Annotated in this window: 21 protein-coding genes; 5 read left to right on the top strand and 16 right to left on the bottom strand. The window is 69.6% G+C overall.

Features of this window, described 5'->3' with window-relative positions:
* The first annotated feature begins 142 nt into the window (after nt 1-142).
* Nucleotides 143-853, top strand: coding sequence for a cytochrome c family protein (locus Q7J39_RS09210; RefSeq protein WP_304823261.1), 711 nt, complete (start codon nt 143-145; stop codon nt 851-853).
* 80 nt (nt 854-933) lie between these two features.
* On the opposite strand, the gene Q7J39_RS09205 is transcribed toward Q7J39_RS09210, so the two are convergent.
* Nucleotides 934-1,761, bottom strand: coding sequence for an NlpC/P60 family protein (locus Q7J39_RS09205; RefSeq protein WP_304823258.1), 828 nt, complete (start codon nt 1,759-1,761; stop codon nt 934-936).
* On the bottom strand, nt 1,758-3,143 hold the full coding sequence (locus Q7J39_RS09200; protein ID WP_304823255.1) for a M17 family metallopeptidase: 1,386 nt from the start codon (nt 3,141-3,143) through the stop codon (nt 1,758-1,760). Before Q7J39_RS09200 ends, Q7J39_RS09205 begins: the two co-directional genes overlap by 4 nt.
* A 111-nt stretch (nt 3,144-3,254) precedes the next feature.
* On the opposite strand from Q7J39_RS09200, the gene Q7J39_RS09195 reads away from it, so the two are divergent.
* Complete coding sequence (locus Q7J39_RS09195) at nt 3,255-4,067, top strand: tetratricopeptide repeat protein (RefSeq protein ID WP_370690029.1); 813 nt, start codon at nt 3,255-3,257, stop codon at nt 4,065-4,067.
* Here the strand turns inward: Q7J39_RS09195 and Q7J39_RS09190 are convergent, their stop codons facing one another.
* From Q7J39_RS09190 to Q7J39_RS09145, 10 genes are all read right to left on the bottom strand, one after another.
* Entirely contained in the window at nt 4,068-5,174 is a 1,107-nt protein-coding gene (locus Q7J39_RS09190; RefSeq protein ID WP_304823252.1) for an acyltransferase, read from the bottom strand. It abuts the gene before it with no gap.
* A 44-nt stretch (nt 5,175-5,218) separates the two neighbouring features.
* Nucleotides 5,219-6,202 (bottom strand): type II secretion system F family protein, encoded by a 984-nt coding sequence (locus Q7J39_RS09185; protein ID WP_304823249.1) that lies wholly within the window; start codon nt 6,200-6,202, stop codon nt 5,219-5,221.
* An 11-nt stretch (nt 6,203-6,213) separates the two neighbouring features.
* The gene (locus Q7J39_RS09180) at nt 6,214-7,206 is read right to left on the bottom strand and encodes a type II secretion system F family protein (RefSeq protein ID WP_370690027.1); all 993 of its coding nucleotides are present in this window, start codon (nt 7,204-7,206) and stop codon (nt 6,214-6,216) included.
* A 3-nt stretch (nt 7,207-7,209) separates the two neighbouring features.
* Nucleotides 7,210-8,751: a CpaF family protein gene (locus Q7J39_RS09175; protein WP_304823246.1), complete on the bottom strand. Its 1,542-nt coding sequence runs from the start codon at nt 8,749-8,751 to the stop codon at nt 7,210-7,212.
* Nucleotides 8,752-10,221 carry a CpaE family protein gene (locus Q7J39_RS09170; protein ID WP_304823242.1) on the bottom strand — a complete coding sequence of 490 codons (1,470 nt, stop codon included), beginning with the start codon at nt 10,219-10,221 and terminating at the stop codon, nt 8,752-8,754.
* A 10-nt stretch (nt 10,222-10,231) separates the two neighbouring features.
* Nucleotides 10,232-10,912, bottom strand: coding sequence for a CpaD family pilus assembly protein (locus Q7J39_RS09165; protein WP_304823239.1), 681 nt, complete (start codon nt 10,910-10,912; stop codon nt 10,232-10,234).
* Nucleotides 10,909-12,462 (bottom strand): type II and III secretion system protein family protein, encoded by a 1,554-nt coding sequence (locus Q7J39_RS09160; protein WP_304823236.1) that lies wholly within the window; start codon nt 12,460-12,462, stop codon nt 10,909-10,911. The genes Q7J39_RS09165 and Q7J39_RS09160 overlap by 4 nt, the downstream gene beginning before the upstream one ends.
* Nucleotides 12,459-13,322 (bottom strand): Flp pilus assembly protein CpaB, encoded by an 864-nt coding sequence (gene cpaB / locus Q7J39_RS09155; RefSeq protein ID WP_304823233.1) that lies wholly within the window; start codon nt 13,320-13,322, stop codon nt 12,459-12,461. Before cpaB ends, Q7J39_RS09160 begins: the two co-directional genes overlap by 4 nt.
* A gap of 151 nt (nt 13,323-13,473) precedes the next feature.
* Nucleotides 13,474-13,992, bottom strand: coding sequence for a prepilin peptidase (locus Q7J39_RS09150; protein WP_304823230.1), 519 nt, complete (start codon nt 13,990-13,992; stop codon nt 13,474-13,476).
* Nucleotides 13,993-14,124: 132 nt separating this feature from the next.
* Nucleotides 14,125-14,295 (bottom strand): Flp family type IVb pilin, encoded by a 171-nt coding sequence (locus Q7J39_RS09145; RefSeq protein ID WP_304823227.1) that lies wholly within the window; start codon nt 14,293-14,295, stop codon nt 14,125-14,127.
* A gap of 309 nt (nt 14,296-14,604) precedes the next feature.
* On the opposite strand from Q7J39_RS09145, the gene Q7J39_RS09140 reads away from it, so the two are divergent.
* From Q7J39_RS09140 to Q7J39_RS09130, 3 genes are all read left to right on the top strand, one after another.
* The gene (locus Q7J39_RS09140) at nt 14,605-15,099 is read left to right on the top strand and encodes a pilus assembly protein N-terminal domain-containing protein (RefSeq protein ID WP_304823224.1); all 495 of its coding nucleotides are present in this window, start codon (nt 14,605-14,607) and stop codon (nt 15,097-15,099) included.
* Between the two features lie 189 nt (nt 15,100-15,288).
* Nucleotides 15,289-15,879 (top strand): TadE/TadG family type IV pilus assembly protein, encoded by a 591-nt coding sequence (locus Q7J39_RS09135; RefSeq protein WP_304823222.1) that lies wholly within the window; start codon nt 15,289-15,291, stop codon nt 15,877-15,879.
* Nucleotides 15,870-16,394, top strand: coding sequence for a TadE/TadG family type IV pilus assembly protein (locus tag Q7J39_RS09130; protein WP_304823219.1), 525 nt, complete (start codon nt 15,870-15,872; stop codon nt 16,392-16,394). Before Q7J39_RS09135 ends, Q7J39_RS09130 begins: the two co-directional genes overlap by 10 nt.
* Nucleotides 16,395-16,500: 106 nt before the next feature.
* On the opposite strand, the gene Q7J39_RS09125 is transcribed toward Q7J39_RS09130, so the two are convergent.
* The 4 genes from Q7J39_RS09125 to Q7J39_RS09110 form a co-directional block, all read right to left on the bottom strand.
* Nucleotides 16,501-17,283, bottom strand: coding sequence for an aminotransferase class IV (locus tag Q7J39_RS09125; protein ID WP_304823216.1), 783 nt, complete (start codon nt 17,281-17,283; stop codon nt 16,501-16,503).
* Complete coding sequence (locus Q7J39_RS09120) at nt 17,280-18,620, bottom strand: anthranilate synthase component I family protein (protein WP_304823213.1); 1,341 nt, start codon at nt 18,618-18,620, stop codon at nt 17,280-17,282. Before Q7J39_RS09120 ends, Q7J39_RS09125 begins: the two co-directional genes overlap by 4 nt.
* Nucleotides 18,621-18,859: 239 nt before the next feature.
* A complete protein-coding gene (locus Q7J39_RS09115) occupies nt 18,860-21,076 on the bottom strand; it encodes an autotransporter domain-containing protein (protein WP_304823210.1) in 2,217 nt (738 codons plus the stop codon).
* A gap of 311 nt (nt 21,077-21,387) precedes the next feature.
* On the bottom strand, nt 21,388-22,557 hold the full coding sequence (locus Q7J39_RS09110; RefSeq protein ID WP_304823207.1) for an alanine--glyoxylate aminotransferase family protein: 1,170 nt from the start codon (nt 22,555-22,557) through the stop codon (nt 21,388-21,390).
* Nucleotides 22,558-22,570: the final 13 nt, after the last annotated feature.

The following is a 22,570-nucleotide window of genomic DNA, read 5'->3' as shown; positions in this document are numbered from 1 at the left end:
CGGACGTGATCTGGGGGGCGACCAACTGGCCGGTTGCGCCAGCGCCGGTAGCGTGTAAGAGACGCGGGCGCAATAAGGGGCGGGGATTCCCGCGCTTCCGCCGGTCTTCGGACCGGCCGATTAGAGGGCCGATTTCAAGACGATGAGCGACCTTACGTTCAACAAAGTCGCCGGCGCCGTGCTGGCGACGGGTCTGGCCATTGTCGGCCTCCGCGAACTTTCCGCCGGTGTCTTCGCCACCGAAAAGGCGGAGAAACCTGGCTATCTCATCGAGGTGGCTGAAGAGGCCTCCGGTGGCCCCGTCGCCGAAGCGCCCATCGATTGGGGCACCGTCCTGCCGACCGCCGACGTCGCCGCCGGCGAAATGGTGTTCGCCAAGTGCAAGTCGTGCCACACCATCGACAACGGCGGCGCCAACGGCACCGGCCCGAACCAGTGGGCCATCGTCGGCCGCAAGCCGGGCGGCCATGCCGGCTTCGCCTATTCCCCCGCCATGGTGGAGTACGGCGCGAAGAACCCGGTCTGGGACTTCGAGCGCCTGTCGGAATTCATCAAGAACCCCGCCAAGGACATGCCCGGCACCAAGATGGGCTTCGTCGGCCTGAAGAAGCCGGAAGACCGCATCAACCTGCTGGCCTACCTGCACACCAAGGGCGCCACCCTCCCGTTCCCGGCTCCGAACCCGGCCGCCGCCGCCGCGCCCGCCGCTGACGCCGCCGCCGTGGCTCCGGCCGCTGATGCCGGCGCCCCGACCGCCACCGGCTCCACCGCCACCCCCACCGCCCCGGGCGGCGGTCCCGCTGGTCAGGCCCCCGCGACGGGCGCCGCCGCGGCCCCGACCCAGGCGAACTAAGCCCTACCGCCTCTCCCCTTCGAGGGGCGAACTGGACAAGAGGACCCTCCGCATCGCGGGGGGTCTTTTCGTATGTGGATCTAGAGCCGCCGATACCCGGTTGGCTGACCCGTGCTCGTCGCCGCGATCCGCGCCACCGCCTCGGCGAGCGGCTCGATGGCCGTGGCCATGTGGTGGCCGTTGGCGTGCAGGATGCGCTGGCCGTCCAGCATGATCGCCACGTGACCGCGCCAGAACACCAGGTCGCCCCGGGCCAGGGTCTCCACCGGCCGCCCCATGAGCGCCTGCTGGTCGGTGTCCCGCGGACAGGCGCGCCCGCAGGCCAGCAGCGCCTGCTGCACCAGCCCAGAGCAGTCCAGCCCCAGGCTCTCGCGCCCGCCCCACAGATAGGGCGCCCCCAGATAACGCTCGGCCACCTCTACGACGTCGCCCTCGAAGACGCCGATCGGCGACAGGTGCGCCTCGACGAACCAGCCGGAATTGGCGGCCTTCACGAACCGTCCGTCCCGCGCCTCGACGGCGATCAGGCCACCCAGGGAATAGGGCCCGAGCGCCCGGCTCTTGATGCTGGCCTCCCGGAAGGCGTAGGTGCGGATCGCCGAGACCCGGTGGGTCGGCGCCGGCGCCAGCGGGCCCAGATCGGCCCTGGCCACATAGCCGACATAGCCGTCCCGCCGCGCCTGGCCCCAGCAGAAGCCCTGGGCCTCCTCCAGCACCTCGAAGGTCTCGCCGAACAGCACCTGGTCCACCTGTTCGGCGTTGGCGTCAGGCGCGGCGCGCAGGGGGGCGGCGGGGACCACGGCCGTCATGGACCTGGAGTCGGCATAGCCGTCCGCCGCCGTCACGCCCTCAAGGGAGCGGGCGACGAGCGAGGGGCGGGCCAGGGTGACGCGCGGGTCGTGGCTCATGCAAACCGCGTCCGGATCATCTGGTAGAGGGCGCGGATGGCCTGGGCCTCGGCGCCGGCCGTCCAGCCCGGCCGCGCGCGCGGGTTCCAGGCGAAGATGTCGAAATGCGCCCAGGCCCCGCTCGGCGCGAACCGCTGCAGGAACAGCGCCGCCGTCACCGAGCCCGCCTGGGCCCAGCCGTCCGGATCGTTCTTGATGTCGGCGATGTCGCTGTCGAGGGCCTCGACATAGCCCTTCCACAGAGGCATCCGCCACATGGGGTCAGAGACCTGGGTCATCGCGGCTTCGATCTGGGCCGCCAGGTCGTCGTCGTCGGTGTAGAAGGGCGGCAATTGCGGTCCGAGCGCCGCGCGGGCCGCCCCGGTCAGGGTGGCGAGATCGAGGGTCAGGTCCGGCTCCAGCTCGCAGGCGCGGGTCAGCGCATCGGCCAGGATCAAGCGGCCCTCGGCGTCGGTATTGCCCACCTCGATGGTCAGGCCCTTGCGGCTGTCGAGGATGTCGCCGGGCCGCATGGCGTCGCCGGAGATGGCGTTCTCCACGGCGGGGACCAGGACGGCCAACCGCACCGGCAGCTTGGCGGCCATGATCATCCGGGCGAGCCCCAGGACCGCGGCGGCCCCGCCCATGTCCTTCTTCATCTGCCGCATGCCGGCCGAGGGCTTGATGTCCAGGCCGCCGGTGTCGAAGACCACGCCCTTGCCCACCAGGCAGACCAGCGGCTTGCCGGCCGCGCCCCAGGTCATCTCGATCATGCGGGGCGCGCGCGCCTCCACCGCGGCGCGGCCCACGGCGTGGACCGCGGGATAGTTGGCCTCCAGCAGACCATCGCCGGTGATGACCGTGATGGTGGCCCCATGCTGCTCGGCGATCTCGCGGGCGATGGTCTCCAGCTGCAGCGGCCCCAGGTCGTTGGCCGGGGTGTTGACCATGTCGCGGGCCAGGGCGCAGGCGTGGGCGATGGAATTGATCTCGGCGATATCGACGCCGTCCGCCACCAGGCGCGGCCTGTCGCCCGCCTTCTTCTGCTTGTAGCGATCGAACCTGTAGCTGCCCAAGGCGAAGGCCAGCGCCACCTGGTCGGCGCTGATCCCCGCCGGCGCCGCCGCCAACCTGTAGTCCCCCGCCGGCAGCTTGGCCGGCAGGCCCCGGAACACCATGAAATCGGCGGGAACGGCCCCGAGGCCGAACAGCACCCGGTCGACGCCCCCCTCGGCGTTGGGCAGGACCAGCACCTGGCCGGCCTTGGCCTTGAACTCGGCGGTCTCGGCGAAGGCCTTCACGAAGGCCGGCCGGCCCTCCAGGAATCCCGCCAGGTCGCCGTCATACAGGGCGTGGACCGGAACCACGGCGCGGTCGGAGGTCGCAAGGATCACTTCGGTCATGGATCGGCCCTGACGCGGGGCGAGGCGCCCGCTCTTATGCTTAACGCTTCCTTTAAGCGGCTCTGGGAAGGTGTCGAGATGATCCCGGAGTCCGCACCGTTGATGTGTCGCATGTCGGCGCTCGCCGCAACCGCCCTGACCCTCAGCCTGGCCGCCCAGCCCGTCATGGCCAAGGCGCCCAAGGCCGCGCCCGCCTCTGTCTCGGCCGCGCCCGCCACCCCCGAGGGCCCGCGCCGCGCGTCGGCGGAGGAACGCGGTTTGGCCGCCCGGCTCGACCCCCTGGCCCGCGCCGCCTTCTGGGGCCGCGAGAGTGACCTCGACCCGCGCGACGCGGAGGCCGCGGTCGGCCTGGCCCAGGCCCTGCGCGCCATGGGCAAGTACGAGGACGCCGCCCAGGCCGCCCAGCGCGTGCTGATCACTGACCCCAAGAGCGTCGAGGCCCTGCTGGAGGTCGCCCGCGCCCAGGTGGGCCGCGGCCAGGGCTTCTACGCCATCGAGCCCGCCCGCCAGGCCCAGGCGCTCGCGCCCCGCGACTGGCGTGCGCCGTCCCTGCTCGGCGTCGCCTATGACCAGGCCAGCCGCCCTGAGGAGGCCCTGGCCGCGCACCGCCTGGCCACCAGCCTGGCGCCCGAAAATCCCGCTGCGCTGTGCAACCTGGCCCTGTTCTACGCCAGCCACGGCGACGCGCGTGAGGCCGAGACCCTGCTGCGCGCGGCCGCCGCCAAGCCCGGCGCCACCATGGCGGTGCGCCAGAACCTGGCCCTGGTGCTGGGTCTGCAGGGGCGTTTCGACGAGGCCGAGAAGCTGGTGCGCCAGGACCTGCCGCCGGAAGCCGTGGCCAACAACATGGCTTTCCTGCGCGCCGCCGCGCCCGGCCCCGCGGGCCCGCCCCGCTCCTGGGACTCGGTTCGCACGGCTCAATAGTCAGGCGGGGTCGGCGATTTCGCGACGGGCTCCAATGCGGAAGCCCCGCGCCTCCCAGGCCCGCATGGCGTTGCGCGCAGGGCGCTCCACCAGGTGATGGACGACCATGGCCGCCGGGATCACGCCGGCGAACATCAGCGCCCAGACCGGCCAGGGCAACAGGCCCTCGGGCAGGCCGAGCGCGGCCCGCGCCACCCGGGTGAAGACCAGCTCCCACGGGATGCAGACCATGTAGACGGCGAAGCTGACCTCGCCGAGATAGACGCCGAGCTTCGAGCCCATCAGGTTCGACCCGGTGCTGGCGAGACTGGCGAGCGCCAGGATCAGGCCGCCGAACAGCAGCACCATGATCAGGTCGGGAATTTCAAAGGCCGCGCCGGCGGCGATGGCCGCCAGCAGGCCGCCGGTGATCGCCTTGGCCCCGACCGGCGAGGTCACCGCCTTGTTGCGCCACAGCAGGTAGACGGCGCAGCCCAGGGCGAAGCACGGCACGATCCTCAGCGCGCCCCAGGCGGTGGTCGCCTCGGTGAGCGGATGGCCGGCGAAGAGCGGGAACACCAGGTTCAGGATCACCACCAGCAGGGCGGCGAGCGCCGTGGCGACCCACGGCCGCGCGCGCAGCGGCCAGAAGACCATCGCGAAGGCCGGGAAGGCCAGATAGGCGAACCACTCCGCCGAGATCGACCAGGAGGGGTGGTTCCAGCCGCCGCCCTGCCCCAGGCCCCAGGCCTGCAGCAGCAGCAGGTGGGCCGGCAGCGAACTCCAGACCACCACATTGTCGCCGGCCTCGAAGCCCGCGGCCGAGGCCCCGGCGATCAGCAGGGCCAGGCCCGCCAGCACCGCCAGGTGCACCGGATAGATCCGCGCCAGCCGCGCCCACAGGAAGCTGCCATAGGAGAACCGCTTCTCGCCGAAACTCTGCAGATAGACGTGGGAGAGGATGAAGCCGGAGAGCACGAAGAACAGCTCGACCCCGAGATAGCCCTTCTCCACCGCGCCCGGCCGGGCGCCGGCCACCAGCAGGGGCCAGTAATGATAGAGCACCACCCAGGCCGCGGCGAAGATCCGCAGGGTGGTCAGGGGTTTGAGGTTCTCTGGCCTTGGCATGCCGCCACTCTGCGGCGTAACGCCTCAAGGCCAGGTAAACGGGCCTATTGCTGAGCGACCATGTCCTGGACCTTGAGCACCGCGGGCCCGAGGATGACGATGAACAGCACCGGCAGGAAGAACAGGATCATCGGCACGGTCAGCTTGGCGGGCAGCTGGGCGGCCTTCTTCTCGGCGAAGGCCAGGCGCATGTCGCGGTTTTCCTTGGCCATCACCCGCAGGGCCGCCCCCAGGGGGGTGCCGTAGCGCTCGGCCTGGATCATGGCGGTGGTCACCGAGCGGATGCCGGGATGGTTGGTCCGCATGGCCAGGCCCTCATAGGCCATCCGCCGCTCGGGCAGGTAGGAGATCTCCGCGGTCAGCAGGGTCAGCTCCTCGGCCAGCTCGATGGAGGCGCCGCCGATCTCCTGGCTGACCTTCTGGATCGCCGCCTCGATGGACATCCCCGATTCCACGCAGATCAGCAGCAGGTCGAGGCTGTCGGGGAAGGCGCCGACGATGCTCTCGCGGCGCTTCTGGGCGACGTTGGAGATGTAGATGTTGGGGGCGTAGTAGCCCAGCGTCAGGCCCACGAAGCAGCAGACCACCCGGTTCATCGGCGGCATGCCGAAATCATTGACGAAGAACAGATAGAGCGCCGCGGTCACCGCGAAGGCGAAGGGCAGGATGAAGCGGAAGAAGTAGAAGGTGGAGACGGGCCTGGGCCCCCGGAACCCGGCCTGGGCCAGCTTCTCCACCACCTTGGGATCCTCCAGCAGCCGCGAGAGCTGCAGGCGGTCGACGACCTTTTTGTACAGCCCCTCGTCGGTGTGGCGCAGGGTGCCGCCGCCGTTGCTCTTCACCGCCAGGGCCTCGCGCGACTTGCGCCGCAGCTCCTCGCGCCGGGTTGAGACCGACTTCAGCCGGGTCTCCAGGGTGGAGCGGGTGATCATCGGGGTGGCGATGGACACGATGGTGGCGAAACAGACCAGGGCCACGAACAGGGTCAGCAGGTTGTCGGGATCGGTCATGGCGGAGAGCAGGTTCATGGGCGGCTCCCCTAGATCTTGAAGTTGATCATCTTGCGCATCGTGAAGATGCCCAGGCACATCCAGACGGCGCCGACCATCAGCATCATGTGCCCGCGCGGATCCTCGAACATCGGCTTCATATAGGCCGGGCTGGTGACGCTGATCAGGCCGACGACGCCGGGCGGCAGGGAGCCGATGATGATCGCCGAGGCCACGGCCTCCCCCGACATCGCCTTGATCTTCTCGCGCATCAGCTTGCGCGCCCGGATCACCGTGGAGAGGTTGCCCAGGGCCTCGGCCAGATTGCCCCCGGTCTTGGACTGGATGGCCAGCACGATGGAGAAGAACCGCACCTCGGGCGTGGGCATGCGGGCGTACATCTTGTCCAGGGCCTGGTCGATGGAGATCCCCATGCCGATGGCCTCAACCAGACGTTTGAACTCACCGGCCAAGGGCTCGGAGGTCTCCTGGGAGATGACCCTCAGGCTGTCATGCACCGGCAGGCCGGAGCGAATACCCCGGGTGATGATGTCCATGCCGTCGGGAAACGCCTCGGTGAACTTCTTGGTGCGCCGCGCGCCCAGGAACCCCAGCACCCAGCGCGGCAGGCCAAAGCCCGCGGCGAAGCCGAGGCCCAGGCCGATCAGAGGCTTTTGCCCCAGCAGCAGGACGACGCCCATCACCACCAGGCCGACGATGCCGCAGATGATCCAGAAGCCGCGCACATTGTCCGCCAACCCCGCCTGCTGCAGCTTGGCGGCGACGGTCAGGGTGGCCTTCTTCTGCTGCTTCTCCTGCTCGCGCAGGGTCTTGAGAATCTGACGTCGGCGCGAATCCTGGGCGCTGGCGGCGGGACGGCGGCCGCTACGCGCGGCCGGCGCGTCGCGTCCGCCAACGATGGCCTGGGCCCGCTTCATCGTGCGGGCCTGTCCGCTGGCCGGGCCCGACAGGGCAAGGCCCAGCCCCGCGATCAGCAGGAAGCCCAGCAGGGCGGCCAGGACGGTGATGATCGTCGCGGCCATGACCTACTCCGAGGCGTCGAGGGCTTCGGCCAGCTCGCGTTCCAGGCCGTAATAGCGGGCTCGGTCCCAGAACCGGGGGCGGGCGATGCCGGTGGAGCGGTGGCGGCCCACGACATTGCCGTCGGCGTCCTCGCCGGTGATCTCGTAGACGAACAGGTCCTGGGTGATGATCACGTCGCCTTCCAGCCCCACCACCTCGGTGATGTGGGTGATGCGGCGCGAACCGTCGCGCAGGCGGGCGGCCTGGATGATGACGTCCACCGAGCCCACGATCATCTCGCGGATGGTGCGCGAGGGCAGGCCGTAGCCGCCCATGGTGATCATCGACTCCACCCGGCTGATGGCTTCGCGGGGCGAGTTGGCGTGCAGCGTGCCCATGGAGCCGTCGTGGCCGGTGTTCATGGCCTGCAACAGGTCGAAGGCTTCAGGGCCGCGGACTTCGCCGACGATGATCCGCTCGGGCCGCATCCGCAGACAGTTCTTCACCAGGTCGCGCATGGTGATCTGGCCCTGGCCCTCCAGGTTGGCGGGTCGGGTTTCCAGCCGCACCACGTGGGGCTGCTGCAGCTGAAGTTCGGCGGCGTCCTCGCAGGTCACCACCCGCTCGGTGGGATCGATGAAGGCCGTCAGCGTATTGAGCAGGGTCGTCTTGCCCGAGCCGGTGCCGCCCGAGATGATCAGGTTGCAGCGGCAGGCGCCGATCACGCCGAGAACCCGGGCCCCCTCGGGGCTGATGGACGCGTAGTCCACCAGGTTCTTCATGGTCAGCTTGTCTTTCTTGAACTTCCGGATCGTCAGGGTCGGCCCGTCCAGCGACAGGGGCGGGGCGATGACGTTGACCCGGGAGCCGTCGGGCAGGCGGGCGTCGCAGATCGGGCTGCTTTCATCGACCCGGCGGCCGACCTGGCTGACGATCCGCTGGCAGATGTTCATCAGCTGGGCGTTGTCGCGGAACCGGACATTGGTGAGCTGCACCTTGCCCGAGACTTCGATGAACACCCGGCCGGCGCCGTTGACCATGATGTCGGCGATGTCGTCGCGGGCCAGCAGCGGCTCCAGCGGCCCATAGCCCAGGACGTCGTTGATGATGTCCTGGACGAGCATGTCCTGCTCGGCCACCGACATGGAGACATTCTTGATCGCCACCAGTTCGGCGACGATGTCGCGGATCTCCTCCCCGGCCTGCTTGACGTCCAGCTGGGCGAGCTGGGCCAGGTCGATGGTGTTGATCAGGGCGTTGAAGATCGTGGTCTTGGTGGCGTGGTAATAGTCGGTCTGCTCACGCACCACCTGGGTCGCGGGCGCGGGGCCCTGGGCGGCGCGCAGCTGCTCGAAGGCCAGGGTCGGCTTGGGCCCCGCCGCGGCCTGGCCGCCGGCCCGCTGCATCTCCGGCGCGCCCTTGACCGGAGCGGTGGAGGGCGCCGACAGGTCGGAAGGCTCGATCCGCTGGGGCCGGGTGGCGATGGCCACGCCGTCGGCCGCCGCCGGGGGCGGAGCCTTGCGGGCGGCCGGCGGATCGCCGTCGGTGGGACGCTTGCCGAACATCTACTTGCGCTTGAACAGGCTGCCGAACAGGGAGGTCTTCTGGGTCGGTGGCGGGTCGCGCCGCGCGATCTGCTGGGCCAGGTAGTCGATGCCCTCGGCGGCGCGGGACTTGGGCGCCACCTCGCACAGCATCTGGCCGTTGTTGGCCGCCTGGCCGAACAGCTTGGGATCGAAGGGCAGGCTCAGCGACGGCGTCAGGCCGAGCGCCTCGCCGAAGTCCTTCACCGGGATTTCCGGACGGCCGGGCACCCCCACCTGGTTCAGCACCAGGCGCGGCGGAGCGTCGTTGGGCCGGGCGCGGCGAACCAGGTCGATCATGTTCTTGGCGTTGCGCAGGGAGGCCAGGTCGGGCGTGGCCACGATCACCAGGTCGTCGGAGGACAACAGGATCTTCCGCGTCCAGGCGGTCCACAGGTGCGGCAGGTCCAGCACCACGAAGGGGGCGGCCGAGCGGATCTTCTGGGTGACCTCGTCATAGGCCTCCGGGCCGATGTCGTAGTCGTTGTCCAGGGTGGCCGGCGCGGCGAACAGGCTCAGCCGCTCGGTGCAGCGGGCCATCATCCGGTCCATCAAGACCGGGTCCAGGCGGTCGGGCTGGGACAGGGCGTCGGCGACCCCCTGCAGCGGGTCCTGGTTGAAGTCGAGGCCCGCGGTGCCGAAGGCGAGATCGAGGTCCACCAGGACCGCGCCGGTGTGCAGCCGCTCGGTGATCGAATAGGCGACGTTGTGGGCGACGGTTGAGGCGCCCGACCCGCCCTTGGCGCCGCAGAAGGCGATCTGCCGGCCGACGAAGGGTGCGGACGGATCGGCATAGAGGCTGGTGACCGTGCGGACCACCTGCAGCGGGTTGAGCGGCGGAACCAGGTACTCGCTGACCCCACGCCGCATCAGCTCGCGATAGAGGGCGATGTCGTTGGCCGCCCCGATCACCACCACCTTGGTGCCGGGATCGCAGACCTCGGCCAGCTGGTCCAGCTGGGCGATCAGCTGCGGCGCGGGATCCAGGCTCTCCACCATCACCAGGGAGGGGGTGGGCTGGTTCTGATAGGTCTCGAAGGCGCCCGTCAGGCCGCCCATGCGCACCACCACGGCGGCCCGCTCCATGCGGCGGTCGGCGGCGGCGCGCTCCACCAGGTCGGCGGTCTCGGGCTGGACGCAGAAGACGTGGATGGTGATGCGCGGCAGGGTGTGTTCGCCCAGCGCGGCTTCGGCCCCGGCGATCATCTCGTGCACGGGATTGGGGACTTGAGCGCGGGGCGGATCGGGCTGGCGCAGATCGTCGGCCAGCGCGTCGTCGCCGTCGAAACCGCGGATCTCCGGCTCGCGGGCCGGCGGGAAGTCGGCGAAGGGGTCCGCGCCGGCGGCCGGCGCCATCGGCGTCTCGCGCCAGGCGTCGCTCGCCGGCGAGGTGAACTCGTCGTCGGCCTCGAACTCGAGATCGAAGGGGTCGTGACCCGGGTTGGAAGTCATGCGCGCGCCATCACTTGGCCACCGAGGAAACGGAGCCCTTGGCCTGATCGTCCGCCGCCGAGGACGTCACTTCGCCCCTGCGGTACTTGTCGAGGGTGTAGATCCGGCGCTGGGCGTCGGCGGGGCCCAGGTCCGCGGGCCGCACGAGGTCGGCGGGATTGGCGATCTGGGCGGCCATGTTGGCGGTGATCGCGCAGCCGAAGTTGGGTTGCACCTCGTTGCGGGCGGAGTGGGCGATGTTGGTCCACTGCTGGCCGCAGCGCGGCACCACCGCCTGGTAGCGGGTATAGGCGATCCGCACCGGGGCGCCGGCCTGCGGGTCGGCGTCGTAGCCGGCCATGATGATCAGGCTGGGGGACACGCCCTGGCCCAGCAGGAAGCTGCGCGCGGCCTCGGCGGCCCGATAGGCCGATGAGGTGTCGGCGCCGGCCACCGGGGCCTGGATGGTGATCGCCCCGCCCTCGGCGTCGCGCCAGCCGTCCAGGTAGGCGATGAGCGCATCGGCCTGGTTGGACGACAGGCCCTGGGCGTGGACCGCGAGCGCCAGGCTCTCGGCCTGGGGGACGGCCGTAGCCTTGAAGTGCTCGGTGGGCGTGCGGCCCTCGACCAGGCGGTCGGGAACGCTGGAGGTGGCGCAGGCTGAGAGGCAGAGCGCCGCCAGGACCGCGGAGGTTTTCAGCAGGCTGCTCATTCGATCACGTAGCCGTAGGGCCCCTGATAGGCGCGGGCCGCCAGGGCCTGCGGATTGGCCTTGTAGGCCTTGGTCAGCTCGCCCATCAGCAGGGTCGAGGCGTCGCTGGCGATGCGCAGGCCGTCCACCGGGGTCTGCAGGCGGTCGGGGCTGGTGGGGGTGACGATATAGGGGGTGACGATCACCACCAGCTCGGTCTCGCCGCTGAGATAGTCGCGGCTGCGGAACAGCGCGCCCAGCACCGGCAGGGTGGTCATGCCGGGCAGGCCGTCGAGGTTCTGCTTGGTCTTCTCCTGCAGCAGGCCCGCGATCATCATCGAACCGCCGGAGGGCAGCTCCACACTGGTCTCGGCGCGGCGCACGCTGAGCGCCGGGATGCTGAGGGAGGTGTTGGTGGCCGCGCTGGAAACGGTGAACGACCCGGTGCTGGTGAGTTCCGAAACCTCGGTGGAGATCTTCAGGGCGATGCGGCCCTGGGACATGACCAGGGGCGTGAAGCCGAGGCCCACGCCGAAGGGTTTGAACTCCACCGTGATCTTGCCGTCCGCGTCCTGGGCCACCGGGACCGGGAACTCGCCGCCGGCCAGGAACTTGGCCGACTCGCCGGAGACCGCCGTCAGGTTCGGCTCGGCCAGCGTACGGATCAGGCCGACCCGCTCAAAGGCCTTCAGGGACGATTCCGCCTGGTTGAGGCCCGGCTCGCCGGCGGTGGTCTTGGTGGTCGCCGTGTTCCAGTTCGACGCGTCGTTGGAGTTGCGCACCACGAAGTCGCATATCCGGCCGGTCGGCAGGGCGGGGTCGCAGGGCCCCTGCAGAACCGGCTGCTTGGTGGTGTCGTATTTGTAACCGGTGGATATCCCGCCCAGCAGGGCGCCATTGACCGCGAAGCTGGCCGCGGTGCCCAGCAGGAACTGCGGGTCGCCCACCTGGTTCAGCACCGCCGACAGGTTGAAGCCCAGTTGCTTGATGACGTTGCGCTGCATCTCGACGATGCGGACCTTCAGCATCACCTGGTCCTTGCCGGCGATGCTAAGCATATTCAGCACCTGCTCGGGCTTCTCCACCGAGGCGCGGGCGATCTGGACGGCCTTGTCGGCGTCGCCGAGGTTGGCCACCTGGCCCGACAGGATGATGCTGGAGCGGATGCCGTCCACCTGGACCCGGGCGCCGGGCAGGATGCGGTTGATGGTCTGGGCGATGGCCGAGGTGTCCTGGTCGACCCGGATATCCAGGGACAGGATGCGGCGGCCCGAGCCGTCAAAGAACACCGCGTCGGTCTGACCTTCCTTGCTGCCCAGGATGAAGATCCGGCGCGGGGTGCGCAGCATGGCCTCGGCGACGCTGGGATTGGTCACCAGCACGTCGCGGGCGTCCACCGGCAACTCGACGATCGCCGACTTGCCGATCGGCACCGACAGCGACTGGACCGCGCCGCCGGTCTGCGAGAGATCGACCCGGACCACGGCTCCGCCGGTGGTCTGGGCCTGGGCCCCGCCGGACAGGCTGGCGGCGGCGAGGACGAGGGCTGTGAAGAGGGCGCGCGGGTTCATCGGACAAGCACCTCGCTGGCGGAGCCGCCGCGGTAGACCCGCAGGCCCTGGCCGCCCCGCTTGCCGGGCGTCCCGCGCGAGGCCGAGCCTCCCAGGTCGGCGTAAGAGCGCAGGGCCAGCTGCATCTCGCCCTGGGCCTTGCCGCGCGACAGCACCTCGGCGTCGGCGGCGGGCACCTCAAGCACGGCCACGGCGCCGACGATGGTGCGGGCGTCCTTCTCCGGATCGGTCTTCTGGTCGATGGCCAGGACGCGCAGGTTGCGCATCAGGGTCTCCGAAACCCAGGTGCGGCCGTCGGCGGCCTGCTTGCTCTGCAGCACGTCCACCCGGTCGCCGGGCAGGATGAAGCCGCCCACGGCGGTCTCGGCGTTGATCGGTACGCTCATGGCGCGCATGCCCGGCAGTAGCACCACGGCCATGTAGCCGCTCTGGCCGCCGCGCACGACCTTGCGCGCTATGACCGGTTCGCCCTTCAGCATCGGCTCCTTGACGATGGCGCCGTCGAAGGCGGCCATCGGGCCCTGGGCCATCATGGCGCTCGTGGTCTGGGCGGCCTTCTGGGCCACCTGCTGGGCGGTGGTGTCGGCGACGGGGGCGGGGGCCGCGCCGTCGGTGACGAAATTGGGGTTGAGCGCCTCGATGGGCCAGGGCTGCCAGGTCATGTCGGTGGCCGACAGCCTCGCGCCCACCGGCAGGTCGCGGCTGGCCACCAGGACGTTGGCCATGGGCTTGGCCGGCGCTGCGGCCACGACCACGGGGGCCGGCGGCTTCTTCGGGGCCACCATGCCGCGCACGAGGAACGCCAGCACGATGGCGACGATGGCGGCGACGGCGAAGATGGCGATGCGGACGGCGCCCATGAACGACTACTCGGGGTTTCCCTCTAGGGAGACCGGGGTGACTGACGGCGGCCCTGCGATCCGCGCGGGCGCACACGATTCGAAATTCCGACCTTCTGCCGGCGCATCGCTTTTGGGCCCCGCATGGTTAACGCGGGCTAAAGGACGTCGCTCAGGACAGTCCGGGGAACGCCGCCATCAGGGCGCAGGCCGGGAAGGCCGCCAGGGCGCCGACCGCGATCGCCACGCCGTACGGCACATTCTCGCCCGGCGTGGCCAGGCGGCCGACCCAGGCCGGACCGTTCAAGACATAAGGCCGCACCCACATGGAGCGCAGGGCCAGCAGGCCCATGGCCAGGGCGCCGCCGGCCATGCCGGTCACCAGCAGGTAGGTGGCGAAGGCCGGCCAGCCGAGCCAGAGGCCGGCCGCGGCGAACAGCTTGGCGTCGCCGCCGCCGATCCAGCCCAGGGAGAACATCACCATGCCCATCACCAGGGCGATGGCGCCGATGCCGGCCTGGACGCCGATGGCCTGGGGGGTCAGGCCGAGCGCCAAGGCCGCGGGGAAGAAGGCCAGGATCAGGGCGGCCGAGATCCAGTTGGGGATCGTGTAGCTGACGGCGTCGCGCAGGGCGCCCACGATCACCAAGGCGGGGAAGAGCGACAAGAGGGCGGCCTGGAGCAGGGACATCGGCGGAGACCATCTGGCGGAGGTTGCGATGTGATCCTGCCGCCTTTGGGTGAACGGGAGGTTTCAGACAGCGAAAGGGCCGCGGCGCTTTCGCACCGCGGCCCCCGCAATGTTTCGGAGCTAAGCCGTGGCCTAGCTTTGCGGCATCGCGGTGCCGATCTTGGTGAAGGTGCCGGCGATCTTGCCCGACAGGGTGTTCATCGCGGTGATGAGCACGACGGCGATCAGGGCGGCGATCAGGCCATACTCGATGGCCGTGGCGCCGGATTCATCCTTCAGGAAGCGCGTGACGAACTTGGACATGGTGGTCTCCTTGGAAAATTTGCGAACCAGTTGGTGAGTGAGGGATCAAGTCACCGACTTGTTCGCCCCGAATTGCAGGATCAATTTGCGCCGCCGCGCTTAATGTCGAGTAAACACGGAAGTATTCGCAGGAAAGTTTCTATGGTTTACTTTCGTTTACTGTGAACATCGGTTAACCATGGGGCTTGAATCGGCCCGGAATCGGGGGTTTTGCATAATGATTCTCGCGCGCGCGTGAGTCGGTCTTTCTTCAACCTTTCTTGACCATTCCCGTCGAGGTTGGAGGCTAAGTTTTTTTCAGGTCCCGTCATGCGCCGTCCGCTTCTCGCCGCCGCCCTCGCCCTCCTGACCCTCGCGGCCCAGGTCTCCACGGCCGGCGCGGCGACGATTTCGGCGGTGATCGACCAGGGCGTCCGGATCAGCCTGCCGGCCGGGGCCCGTGACGTGATGGTCGGTAACCCGGCCATCGCCGACATCAACCTCGTCGACAGCCGCACCGCCGTGATCCAGGGCCGCGGCTATGGGGTCACCAACCTGATGATCATCGACGCCCGCGGCCGCACCATCCAGAACAGCCAGATCGTGGTCAGCGCCCCGGACGTGAACCGGGTCTCGATCTATCGCGGCGCGGGCGCGGGCGCCGCCATGGCCAATGTGTCTAACTTCTCGTGCTCGCCCCGCTGCGAGCGGACCCCGATGCCGGGCGAACTCGATAGCGAGTATTCCCGGTATGCCGGCGGCTTCACCGGCTATGCCGCGCGGGCCGCCGAGGCTCGCCGCGGCGTCGCCCAGAACGGCCAGTAGCTGGCCACCGCCGAAGCCTGTCGGTTTCATTTGAAACGGATGAACAGGCTCGTTTCTCATGTTTGGAGCGTGACGGGCGCCTGAACCGGCATCCACTTCAGGCTGTCACGCTCAAGAGATCGGCGCGCCTTAAACCTCCGATTCAGCAGACTTGGCTATCCTGACGTCGAACATCCCCTCGAGGACGTCATGAGCCGCCGCGCCATCGCCTTTCAGAACCTGCTGCTGCGGTTCGCCGCCGCCCGGCGGGGGACCACGGCGATCGAGTTCGCCATCATCGCCCTGCCCTTCTGCGTCATGCTGTTTGGCATCATCGAGCTGGGCATGGTGTTCCTGGTCTCGTTGACCCTGCAGAACGCCACCGACAACGCGGCCCGCCAGATCCGCACCGGGCAATTTCAGACAAGTGGGTCAAACGCCAAGGGGGACTTCAAGACCCTGGTCTGCAACCGCATGTCCTGGCTGGCCACGCCGTGCCTCACCAAGCTCACCGTGGCGGTGCAGACCTTCGCCGACTTCAACGCCGCCGGCGCCAACACCGCGACGTCCGGCACGGCCTGGACCCCGGCGGCGGCGGCGGCCACCTGCTTCTCCACCGGCGCGCCCGGCGACATCGTCCTGGTGCGGTCTTACTACGAGTGGGACGTCTTCACCCCGCTGCTCGACAAGTCCCTGGTGAACATGGGGACCAACTCCAACAAGCGGCTGATCTCCACGGTGGCCACCTTCCGTAACGAACCCTATTCCACAGCCACCCCGGTGGGCGCGAGATGCAGCTGAAATCCCTGATCAAGGACCGTCGCGGGACTGCGGCCGTGGAGTTCGCCTTCGTCGCCCCGGTGATGATCCTGATGTATTACGGCCTGGCCGAGCTGACCCAGGGCATGATGGCCGACCGGCGCGCGGCGCACGTGGCCTCGGCGATCGGCGACCTGGTGGCCCAGGACACGGTCATCAACACCACCGAGATGACCGACGTCTTCAATGTGGGCAAGGCGATCATCGCCCCCTTCCCCACCAGCGGCCTGTCCATGCGCGTGACCTCGATCCGCAAGGATTCCACCGGCGCGATCCAGGTGATGTGGTCCAAGAGCTCCGGCTCGATGGGGGTGTTGAGCTCCGTGACCAGCGTGCCCGCCGGCCTGATCGCCAACAACGAGAGCGTGATCCTCGCGGAGTCGAGCTACGTCTACAACTCGGCCACCGGGAAGGCCCTGCCCAACGCCCTGACCTTTACTCAGAAATACTACCTCAAGCCCCGCAAGACCGCCCAGGTCACCTGGAGTTCGAGCTAGGCCCATCCAGTCTTTTCCTGCCCCGTTTACGGGGAAGGGGGACCGCCCGAAGGGTGGCGGAAGGGGCGGCCTCAAGCTCCGCGCCCGGTTTCGCCCCCTCCACCGGTTACGCCGGTGCCCCTCCCCCATGAATGGGGGAGGAAATCAGCCCCGCGATCTGCGCCACCTGGGCTGACGGCTCGAACATCCGCCCGTCCAGGCTTGCCACCTCGCGCACCCCGATCAGGCTGTTGGTGAGGAACATCGCCTCGGTCCCTGCCAGGGCCGGGGCGCTCACCGCCACCTCGGTGACCGCCACCGCCGCCATGACCTGGCGCCGCACGATCCCGTCCAACACGCCGCAGGACAGGGCCGGGGTGAACACCTGCCCGCCAACGATCCAGAACAGATTAGCCGCCGCCGCGCAGGCGACATGGCCCCGTCCGTTCAGCATTACCGCCTCGTCGGCCCCGGCGGCCGTGGCCTCCCGACGCGCCAGCACATTGTCGAGATAGGCCAGGGTCTTCAGCCGCGAGGCTGGCGACCCCGCGTTGCGCGCCACCGAGCTGACCCTCAGCCGCGCGGGCGTCGTCGGCGCGGCTGAGGCCGCCGCCGTGGCGAACATCCAGGGCGCGGGCGCGTCAGGACGGTCCAGGCCGCGCCCGCCCGACCCCGCCGTGAGGGTCAGGCGCACCGCCGCCCGCGCGCCGTCCAGCCCCCCGTCGGAGACGGCGCGGCGCATCAGCGCCTCGGCCTCGCGGCGATCAGGCGCGGGCAGGCCCAGGACGGCGCAGCCCGCCGCCATACGCTCGAGATGCTCCCCCAGGGCCACCAGGTCTCCCGCCCGAGACAGCACCGTCTCGAACAGTCCGTCCCCCAGCAGCAGGCCCCGGTCGTCCAGCGGGATCATGCGCCGGCCTCCAGCGCCCGCAGCAGGGCCGCGATCTTGTCCTCGGTTTCGCTCCGCTCGGCGCCCGGCTCGCTGTCGGCGACGATGCCGGCCCCTGCGCGGGCCTCGATGCGCCAGCCGTCCTCGTCCTGCACGCAGGCGGCGGTCCGGATCAGCACGCTGGAATCGAAGGCCCCATCGGCGCCCGCCCAGAACAGCGAGCCGCAATAGGGACCGCGCGGCGTCTCCAGGCCGGAGATGACCTTCATGGCCTGGACCTTGGGCGCCCCGGTGATCGACCCCGGCGGGAAGGCGGCCGCCAGCAGGTCGATCGCGGTCCTGCCGGCCGACAGCCGCCCCCTCACCGTGGAGACCAGATGGTGGACATTGGTGAAGCTCTCCACCGCGAACAGTTCCGGGGCCTTGACGCTGCCGGGCCTGCAGACGCGGGCCAGGTCATTGCGCATCAGATCGACGATCATCAGGTTCTCGGCCCGGTCCTTCAGACTGGCCGCCAGCTCCGCCTTCATCCCGGCGTCGTCGTCCGCCGTGGCGCCGCGCGGGCGGGTGCCCTTGATCGGCCGGGTTTCGGCGCCGCCCTGCGCGTCCACCTGGATGAAGCGCTCCGGCGAGTTGGACACCACCGCCCGCCCGGCCAGCCTCTGATAGGCCGCGAAGGGCGCCGCGCTCTGGCCCGCCAGCCGGGCCAGCAGGTCGAAGGGGGTGGCGCCCGCCGCCAGCCGCCCGGTCCAGCGCCGCGCGATATTGGCCTGGAAGATTTCGCCGGCATGGATGCGCCTCACCACGTCGGCCACGGCGGTTTCGTAGGCTGCGCCGTCCGAGGCCGTCAGCCCCTCCGTCAGCGCGCCCCGGGTGGCCGGGCGTGGCAGGTCCTGCAACCAGCTCATCGCCTCGAAGGCCGCCTGCTCGCTGTCGGCCTCGTCATAGCCGCGCCCCACGGCGATCACCTGGCGTTCCTTGTGATCGAAGGCCAGCACGCTGGAATAGAGCCCAACGGCCAGGTCGGGCCAGTCTGAGCTGCGGGCCAGGCCCAAGGTCTCCACCCGGTCGCCCAGTTCATAGGTCGCCAGCCCCGCGAGCCCGCCCTGGAACGGCGGCCCGTCGCGGGCGGTCTCACCCGGCGGTCCCAGCAGCTCTCGCAAGGCTTCAAAGGGATCGCCCAGATCGTCGGCGCCCATGGTCAGGACGGCGTCCGGCGCCCGCGCCAGATAGGACCACCGGGCCCGAGGCCCCTGGCCGCCCGAAAGAAACGCGATGGCCCACGGCTCGCCTGCGAAGGCCGACAGGACCTGGAGCGGCTCGCGCCAGGACGTCCGAAGCTGGGCTGCGACGCGCATGGGGCGGGCCTTACCCCCCTGTGGGATCGAAGGAAAGGAGTCGGTGAGCTTGGCGCCCTCGCTTGTGGAATTTCGAGTCGCTCTGCGGCGGAGCGACCCCCTCACCCTACCCTATCCGCCAGGGGAGAGAGGAGAGATCAACCGCAAGCCTCCAGCCCTCCCCTCTATGAGGCAGAGAGGAAGGGCCGCCGATCTGGGCGGTCAGGAGGACCCCGCGCGGCGGAGCCCTCCGTCGGCCGTCAGAGTCGCAGCAGGAAGCTCACCATCAGCTGATGGGCCGAATAGTTCTGGTCGCGCCACAGATAGTCATAGCCGCCGCCCACCGACCAGGCGCCGGGGCTCTTGTAGGTGAAGCCCGCCCCGACGTTGAAGGTGTCCGGATCGGCCCTCAGGCCATTGATCGTGAAGGCCGGACCGCCGCTTTCAAATGTCGCGGTGTTGGTCATCATTTCCTCGCTCAACCCGTGGAGCCACTTGCCATGAATCTCGGGCCGGAAGACCCCGGACTCCGAGAGCGGAATGACGCGGGAGATCTTCACCCCCAGCCCCGTCTGCAGGAAGTCGTACTGCTGGGCGGCGACCTTCAGGTTGAGCGCAGGATCACCGGTCTCGGTATAGGCCTCGGTGCGCAGGTCGGTGTACTGCAGGGTCGCATAGGGCGTCACCACCGTCCGGCCGTCGCCGAGACCGAAGTGATAGCCGGTGGTGCCGAAGGCGGTGAACTGGCTGCCGCTGTAGTCGGCGACCGCCGTGCTGTCGATGCCTGTGAAGGCGACATGGCGGAAGCCGGAATAGTTGTCGAAGCCATAGGCGATGGAGCCGTTGACGAACCAAGGCCCCGGCGCATAACCGACATAGGCCGTCGCCTGGTAGGAGCTGATGTTCCCATGGCTCCGGGCGGGATTGACCCCGACGGCGCCGTTGTTTCCGTCAACGGAGGACAGGGCGTAGCGCAGGCCGAGGCCCGCCCGCGCGTTGTCGCCGATCGGCGCGTCATAGGCCACCATGGCCCCGGCGATGCGGGACTCGTTGCCCTCATAGCCGGCGACGTCGCCCTGGCGGTCGGAGCTGAAGGGGGACCGCTCGTATCCGAACCCGGTCATCCACAGGTGCGGGCGACGGTCGTCGTTAACCTGACAGGCTGAGGCGTCAGCCACCGGCCGGGTTTTCCGGTCCCGCATCTGACTGTCCTGGCTGCAGACCTGCTGGCCCTCAAGATGAGAGGCCCATAGGTCCTGGAACCTCTGGGTGGCCCGGAAGGCCACCTGCGGCGAGGCCAGGCTGGCCGTGCCCGGACCAAGCTGGGCCAGGGCCGCGGCGATTGCCGGGGCGTTGGGTAGCAGGGTGATGGCCGTCAGGATTCCCAGGTTGGTCGGGGTCACCGGTAGGGCGTCGATCACCGGGGCGATGACGATCGGCAGCACCGGGTTGACCACCGGCGGGACGGGAACCGGCGGGACGCCGGGGACCACGGGGGGAACCACCACCGGCGTCACCACATCCACCAAGGGGATCTGGGTGGTGGTGATCCGCACCAGGCCCGCCGTGGTGGGCGCGGCGGAGAAGGCGTAGCGCAGGGTGTTGCTGGTGGCCGTCACCGTGCTGCCGGTGGTGCCGCTGGTGGCGTCGACGATGTTGAAGCTGGTCCCATTGGCGATTGGCCCGGTGACCGTCACCAGGACCTTCAGGCCGTCGCCGATGGTGGCCGCGCCGACCGGAACGATCTTGCCGTAGAGGGAGGGGCTGAAGATCGTCGTGTTGATGGTGCCCGCCACCGGAATGGCGAAGGCGCCAGCGACGTTCAGGGTATTGGTGTCCAGGCTATAGGTCCCGGCCTTCACCTGCCCGGTGATCAGGGCGTTGCCGCCCGCCACCCGGACGAGCTTCAGGCCGCTTGCCGCGCCGACCGCGCCATCGAAGATGCTGCCGTTGTTCAGGGTCAAGGTGCCGGTATTGGCCCCGGCGGTGTTGGTGAGGGCCGCCTTGACGGTCTGACCGGAGCCGACGTTCAGGAAACCGTCGCCGGCGAAGTCGAGCGTCGAGCCGGTGTTGCTGGTGAAGCCCCGGTTGAAGTTGACGGTCCCCGCCCCCGCGAGCGTAAAGGTGGTGGCGTAGACGGGGCCGTTGAAGGTGACCGTATTGCCGCCGGCGCCTCCGGAAATGTTGAGGAAGGTCGTTCCCGTGGAGCCGACGAATCCGGTCACCGTCGAGGTGTTGTTGAACAGGACATTGGCCGTATTGGCTGCGGAGCTGGTGATCCCGCCCCCGGCGTCATTGCCGGTGTTTATGTTCTGGTTCCCCACCGTCAGGGTTCCTGGACCTTGGGTGTCGACACCACTGGCGACGCCCACAGGGCTCACCACGCCAGGCAGAACCACCACCTCGCGCGCCACAGCCATTGTCGAAAGAGCCGCGAGCGCGAGGCTCAGCGGCGGAATCAGGAACATGTTTTTCATGGCGGCCCCCTCCAGGGTCCGTAGTGTAGTCTTCCATGAGGTCTTGCCCCTGGGTCGCGCGGGCTGCCTGGACTGCACCGCCGGCGCCTCGCCGCGCACCGAAAGGCGCAAGCGTGGCGGGGTCTAAGCGCCCCACGACGGCGCTGGTTCCATGCCTCCGTGACCGCGCGCTGGGGCAGGACGACCGCCCGGGAGGCGCCCCCTGGGGCGGGGCCATCGCCCATGGACTGGCCGACGGTCGTGACCGCTGGATGCTCCCCCTTTTTGCGGGGGGAAAGGGCAGGGTGAGGGGGCCGATGAGCGGCTTGAACCTAACCCAGCTTCCCGTCTGCAGCGCCCACCGCCGCGGCCGCGTCAGCCTTGAACCCCTGGGCGTTCAGCGCCTCGCACAGCGCCGTCAGGCACAGCCGCACATGCCAGGCGGTGGCCGAGGCGCCCATCAGGCCGATGCGCCAGATCTTGCCCTTCAGGGGGCCGAGCCCGGCCCCGATCTCCAGGTCCCACCTGGCCAGCACATAGGCCCGCACGGCGGCCTCATCGACGCCGTCGGGCACGATCACCGCGTTGAGCTGCGGCAGGCGGTGGGCCGGGTCCACCAGGAATTTCAGGCCCGCGGCCTCGATCCCGGCGGCGAGCGCCTCATGGCTGCGGGCGTGGCGGACGAGGACCGCCTGCTGGCCTTCCTCGAACAGGGCCACAAGGCTCTCGTGCAGGCCATACAGCGCATTGATCGGCGCCGTGTGGTGATAGGTCCGACCGCCCTCGCCGCCCCAGTAGGCCATCAGCAGGTTGAAATCCAAGAGCCAGTTGCGGACCTTGGTCTTGCGGCCGGAAATGGCCGTCTGGGCGCGTGGCGAGAGGCAGATGGGCGACAGGCCCGGCGGCGCCGAGAGGCACTTCTGGGTGCCGGAATAGATCACGTCGGCGTCCCACGCCGCGGCGTCCACGACGATGCCGCCCAGCGAGGTGACGCAGTCCACCACCGACAGGGCGCCGTGCTTGCGGGCGATGGCGCAGAGGGCGGCGGCGTCGCTCTTGGCGCCCGTCGAGGTCTCCGCGTGGACGAAGGCCAGGACCTTCACGGGCGCCCCGGCCATGGCGGCCTCGACCTTGGCGGGATCGACGGGCTGGCCCCATTCGAACTCGACCTTGATCACCTCGGCGCCGGCCCGGTCGGCCATGTCGGCCATCCGGCCGCCAAACGCCCCGTTGATCGCGATCACCGCCCGGTCGCCGGGCTCCAGCAGGTTCATGATGGCCGCCTCCATCCCGGCGGTGCCCGGCGCCGGCAGGGGCACGCAGGCATAGCCCGGCGCATTGAACAGCCGCGACAGCCCCGCCTTGATCTCCTCCATCAGGTTCTGGAACTCGGGGTCCAGGTGCCCGATGGTGGGCCGCGCGAGCGCCGCCAGCACGCGCGGGCTGACGTCGGAGGGCCCAGGGCCCATCAGGATGCGGCGCGGCGGCTGGAAGCTCTGCATGAGGTGTCCCCGA

This window comes from Phenylobacterium sp., from assembly GCF_030651185.1.
GTDB lineage: Bacteria > Pseudomonadota > Alphaproteobacteria > Caulobacterales > Caulobacteraceae > Phenylobacterium.
The sequence above is the reverse complement of the archived record's forward strand: the minus strand, read 5'-3'. Positions and strand labels throughout refer to the sequence as shown.

Excerpts from the sequence above, each read along its gene's own strand:
- Q7J39_RS09205 (WP_304823258.1), bottom strand. The coding sequence starts at position 1,761 with ATGAGCCACGACCCGCGCGTCACCCTGGCCCGCCCCTCGCTCGTCGCC.
- Q7J39_RS09190 (WP_304823252.1), bottom strand. The coding sequence starts at position 5,174 with ATGCCAAGGCCAGAGAACCTCAAACCCCTGACCACCCTGCGGATCTTC.
- Q7J39_RS09145 (WP_304823227.1), bottom strand. The coding sequence starts at position 14,295 with ATGTCCAAGTTCGTCACGCGCTTCCTGAAGGATGAATCCGGCGCCACG.
- Q7J39_RS09150 (WP_304823230.1), bottom strand. The coding sequence starts at position 13,992 with ATGTCCCTGCTCCAGGCCGCCCTCTTGTCGCTCTTCCCCGCCTTGGTG.
- cpaB (WP_304823233.1), bottom strand. The coding sequence starts at position 13,322 with ATGGGCGCCGTCCGCATCGCCATCTTCGCCGTCGCCGCCATCGTCGCC.
- Q7J39_RS09115 (WP_304823210.1), bottom strand. The coding sequence starts at position 21,076 with ATGAAAAACATGTTCCTGATTCCGCCGCTGAGCCTCGCGCTCGCGGCT.
- Q7J39_RS09195 (WP_370690029.1), top strand. The coding sequence starts at position 3,255 with ATGTCGGCGCTCGCCGCAACCGCCCTGACCCTCAGCCTGGCCGCCCAG.
- Q7J39_RS09160 (WP_304823236.1), bottom strand. The coding sequence starts at position 12,462 with ATGAACCCGCGCGCCCTCTTCACAGCCCTCGTCCTCGCCGCCGCCAGC.
- Q7J39_RS09130 (WP_304823219.1), top strand. The coding sequence starts at position 15,870 with ATGCAGCTGAAATCCCTGATCAAGGACCGTCGCGGGACTGCGGCCGTG.
- Q7J39_RS09180 (WP_370690027.1), bottom strand. The coding sequence starts at position 7,206 with ATGGCCGCGACGATCATCACCGTCCTGGCCGCCCTGCTGGGCTTCCTG.
- Q7J39_RS09135 (WP_304823222.1), top strand. The coding sequence starts at position 15,289 with ATGAGCCGCCGCGCCATCGCCTTTCAGAACCTGCTGCTGCGGTTCGCC.
- Q7J39_RS09200 (WP_304823255.1), bottom strand. The coding sequence starts at position 3,143 with ATGACCGAAGTGATCCTTGCGACCTCCGACCGCGCCGTGGTTCCGGTC.
- Q7J39_RS09175 (WP_304823246.1), bottom strand. The coding sequence starts at position 8,751 with ATGTTCGGCAAGCGTCCCACCGACGGCGATCCGCCGGCCGCCCGCAAG.
- Q7J39_RS09210 (WP_304823261.1), top strand. The coding sequence starts at position 143 with ATGAGCGACCTTACGTTCAACAAAGTCGCCGGCGCCGTGCTGGCGACG.
- Q7J39_RS09120 (WP_304823213.1), bottom strand. The coding sequence starts at position 18,620 with ATGCGCGTCGCAGCCCAGCTTCGGACGTCCTGGCGCGAGCCGCTCCAG.
- Q7J39_RS09165 (WP_304823239.1), bottom strand. The coding sequence starts at position 10,912 with ATGAGCAGCCTGCTGAAAACCTCCGCGGTCCTGGCGGCGCTCTGCCTC.
- Q7J39_RS09125 (WP_304823216.1), bottom strand. The coding sequence starts at position 17,283 with ATGATCCCGCTGGACGACCGGGGCCTGCTGCTGGGGGACGGACTGTTC.
- Q7J39_RS09140 (WP_304823224.1), top strand. The coding sequence starts at position 14,605 with ATGCGCCGTCCGCTTCTCGCCGCCGCCCTCGCCCTCCTGACCCTCGCG.
- Q7J39_RS09185 (WP_304823249.1), bottom strand. The coding sequence starts at position 6,202 with ATGAACCTGCTCTCCGCCATGACCGATCCCGACAACCTGCTGACCCTG.
- Q7J39_RS09110 (WP_304823207.1), bottom strand. The coding sequence starts at position 22,557 with ATGCAGAGCTTCCAGCCGCCGCGCCGCATCCTGATGGGCCCTGGGCCC.
- Q7J39_RS09170 (WP_304823242.1), bottom strand. The coding sequence starts at position 10,221 with ATGACTTCCAACCCGGGTCACGACCCCTTCGATCTCGAGTTCGAGGCC.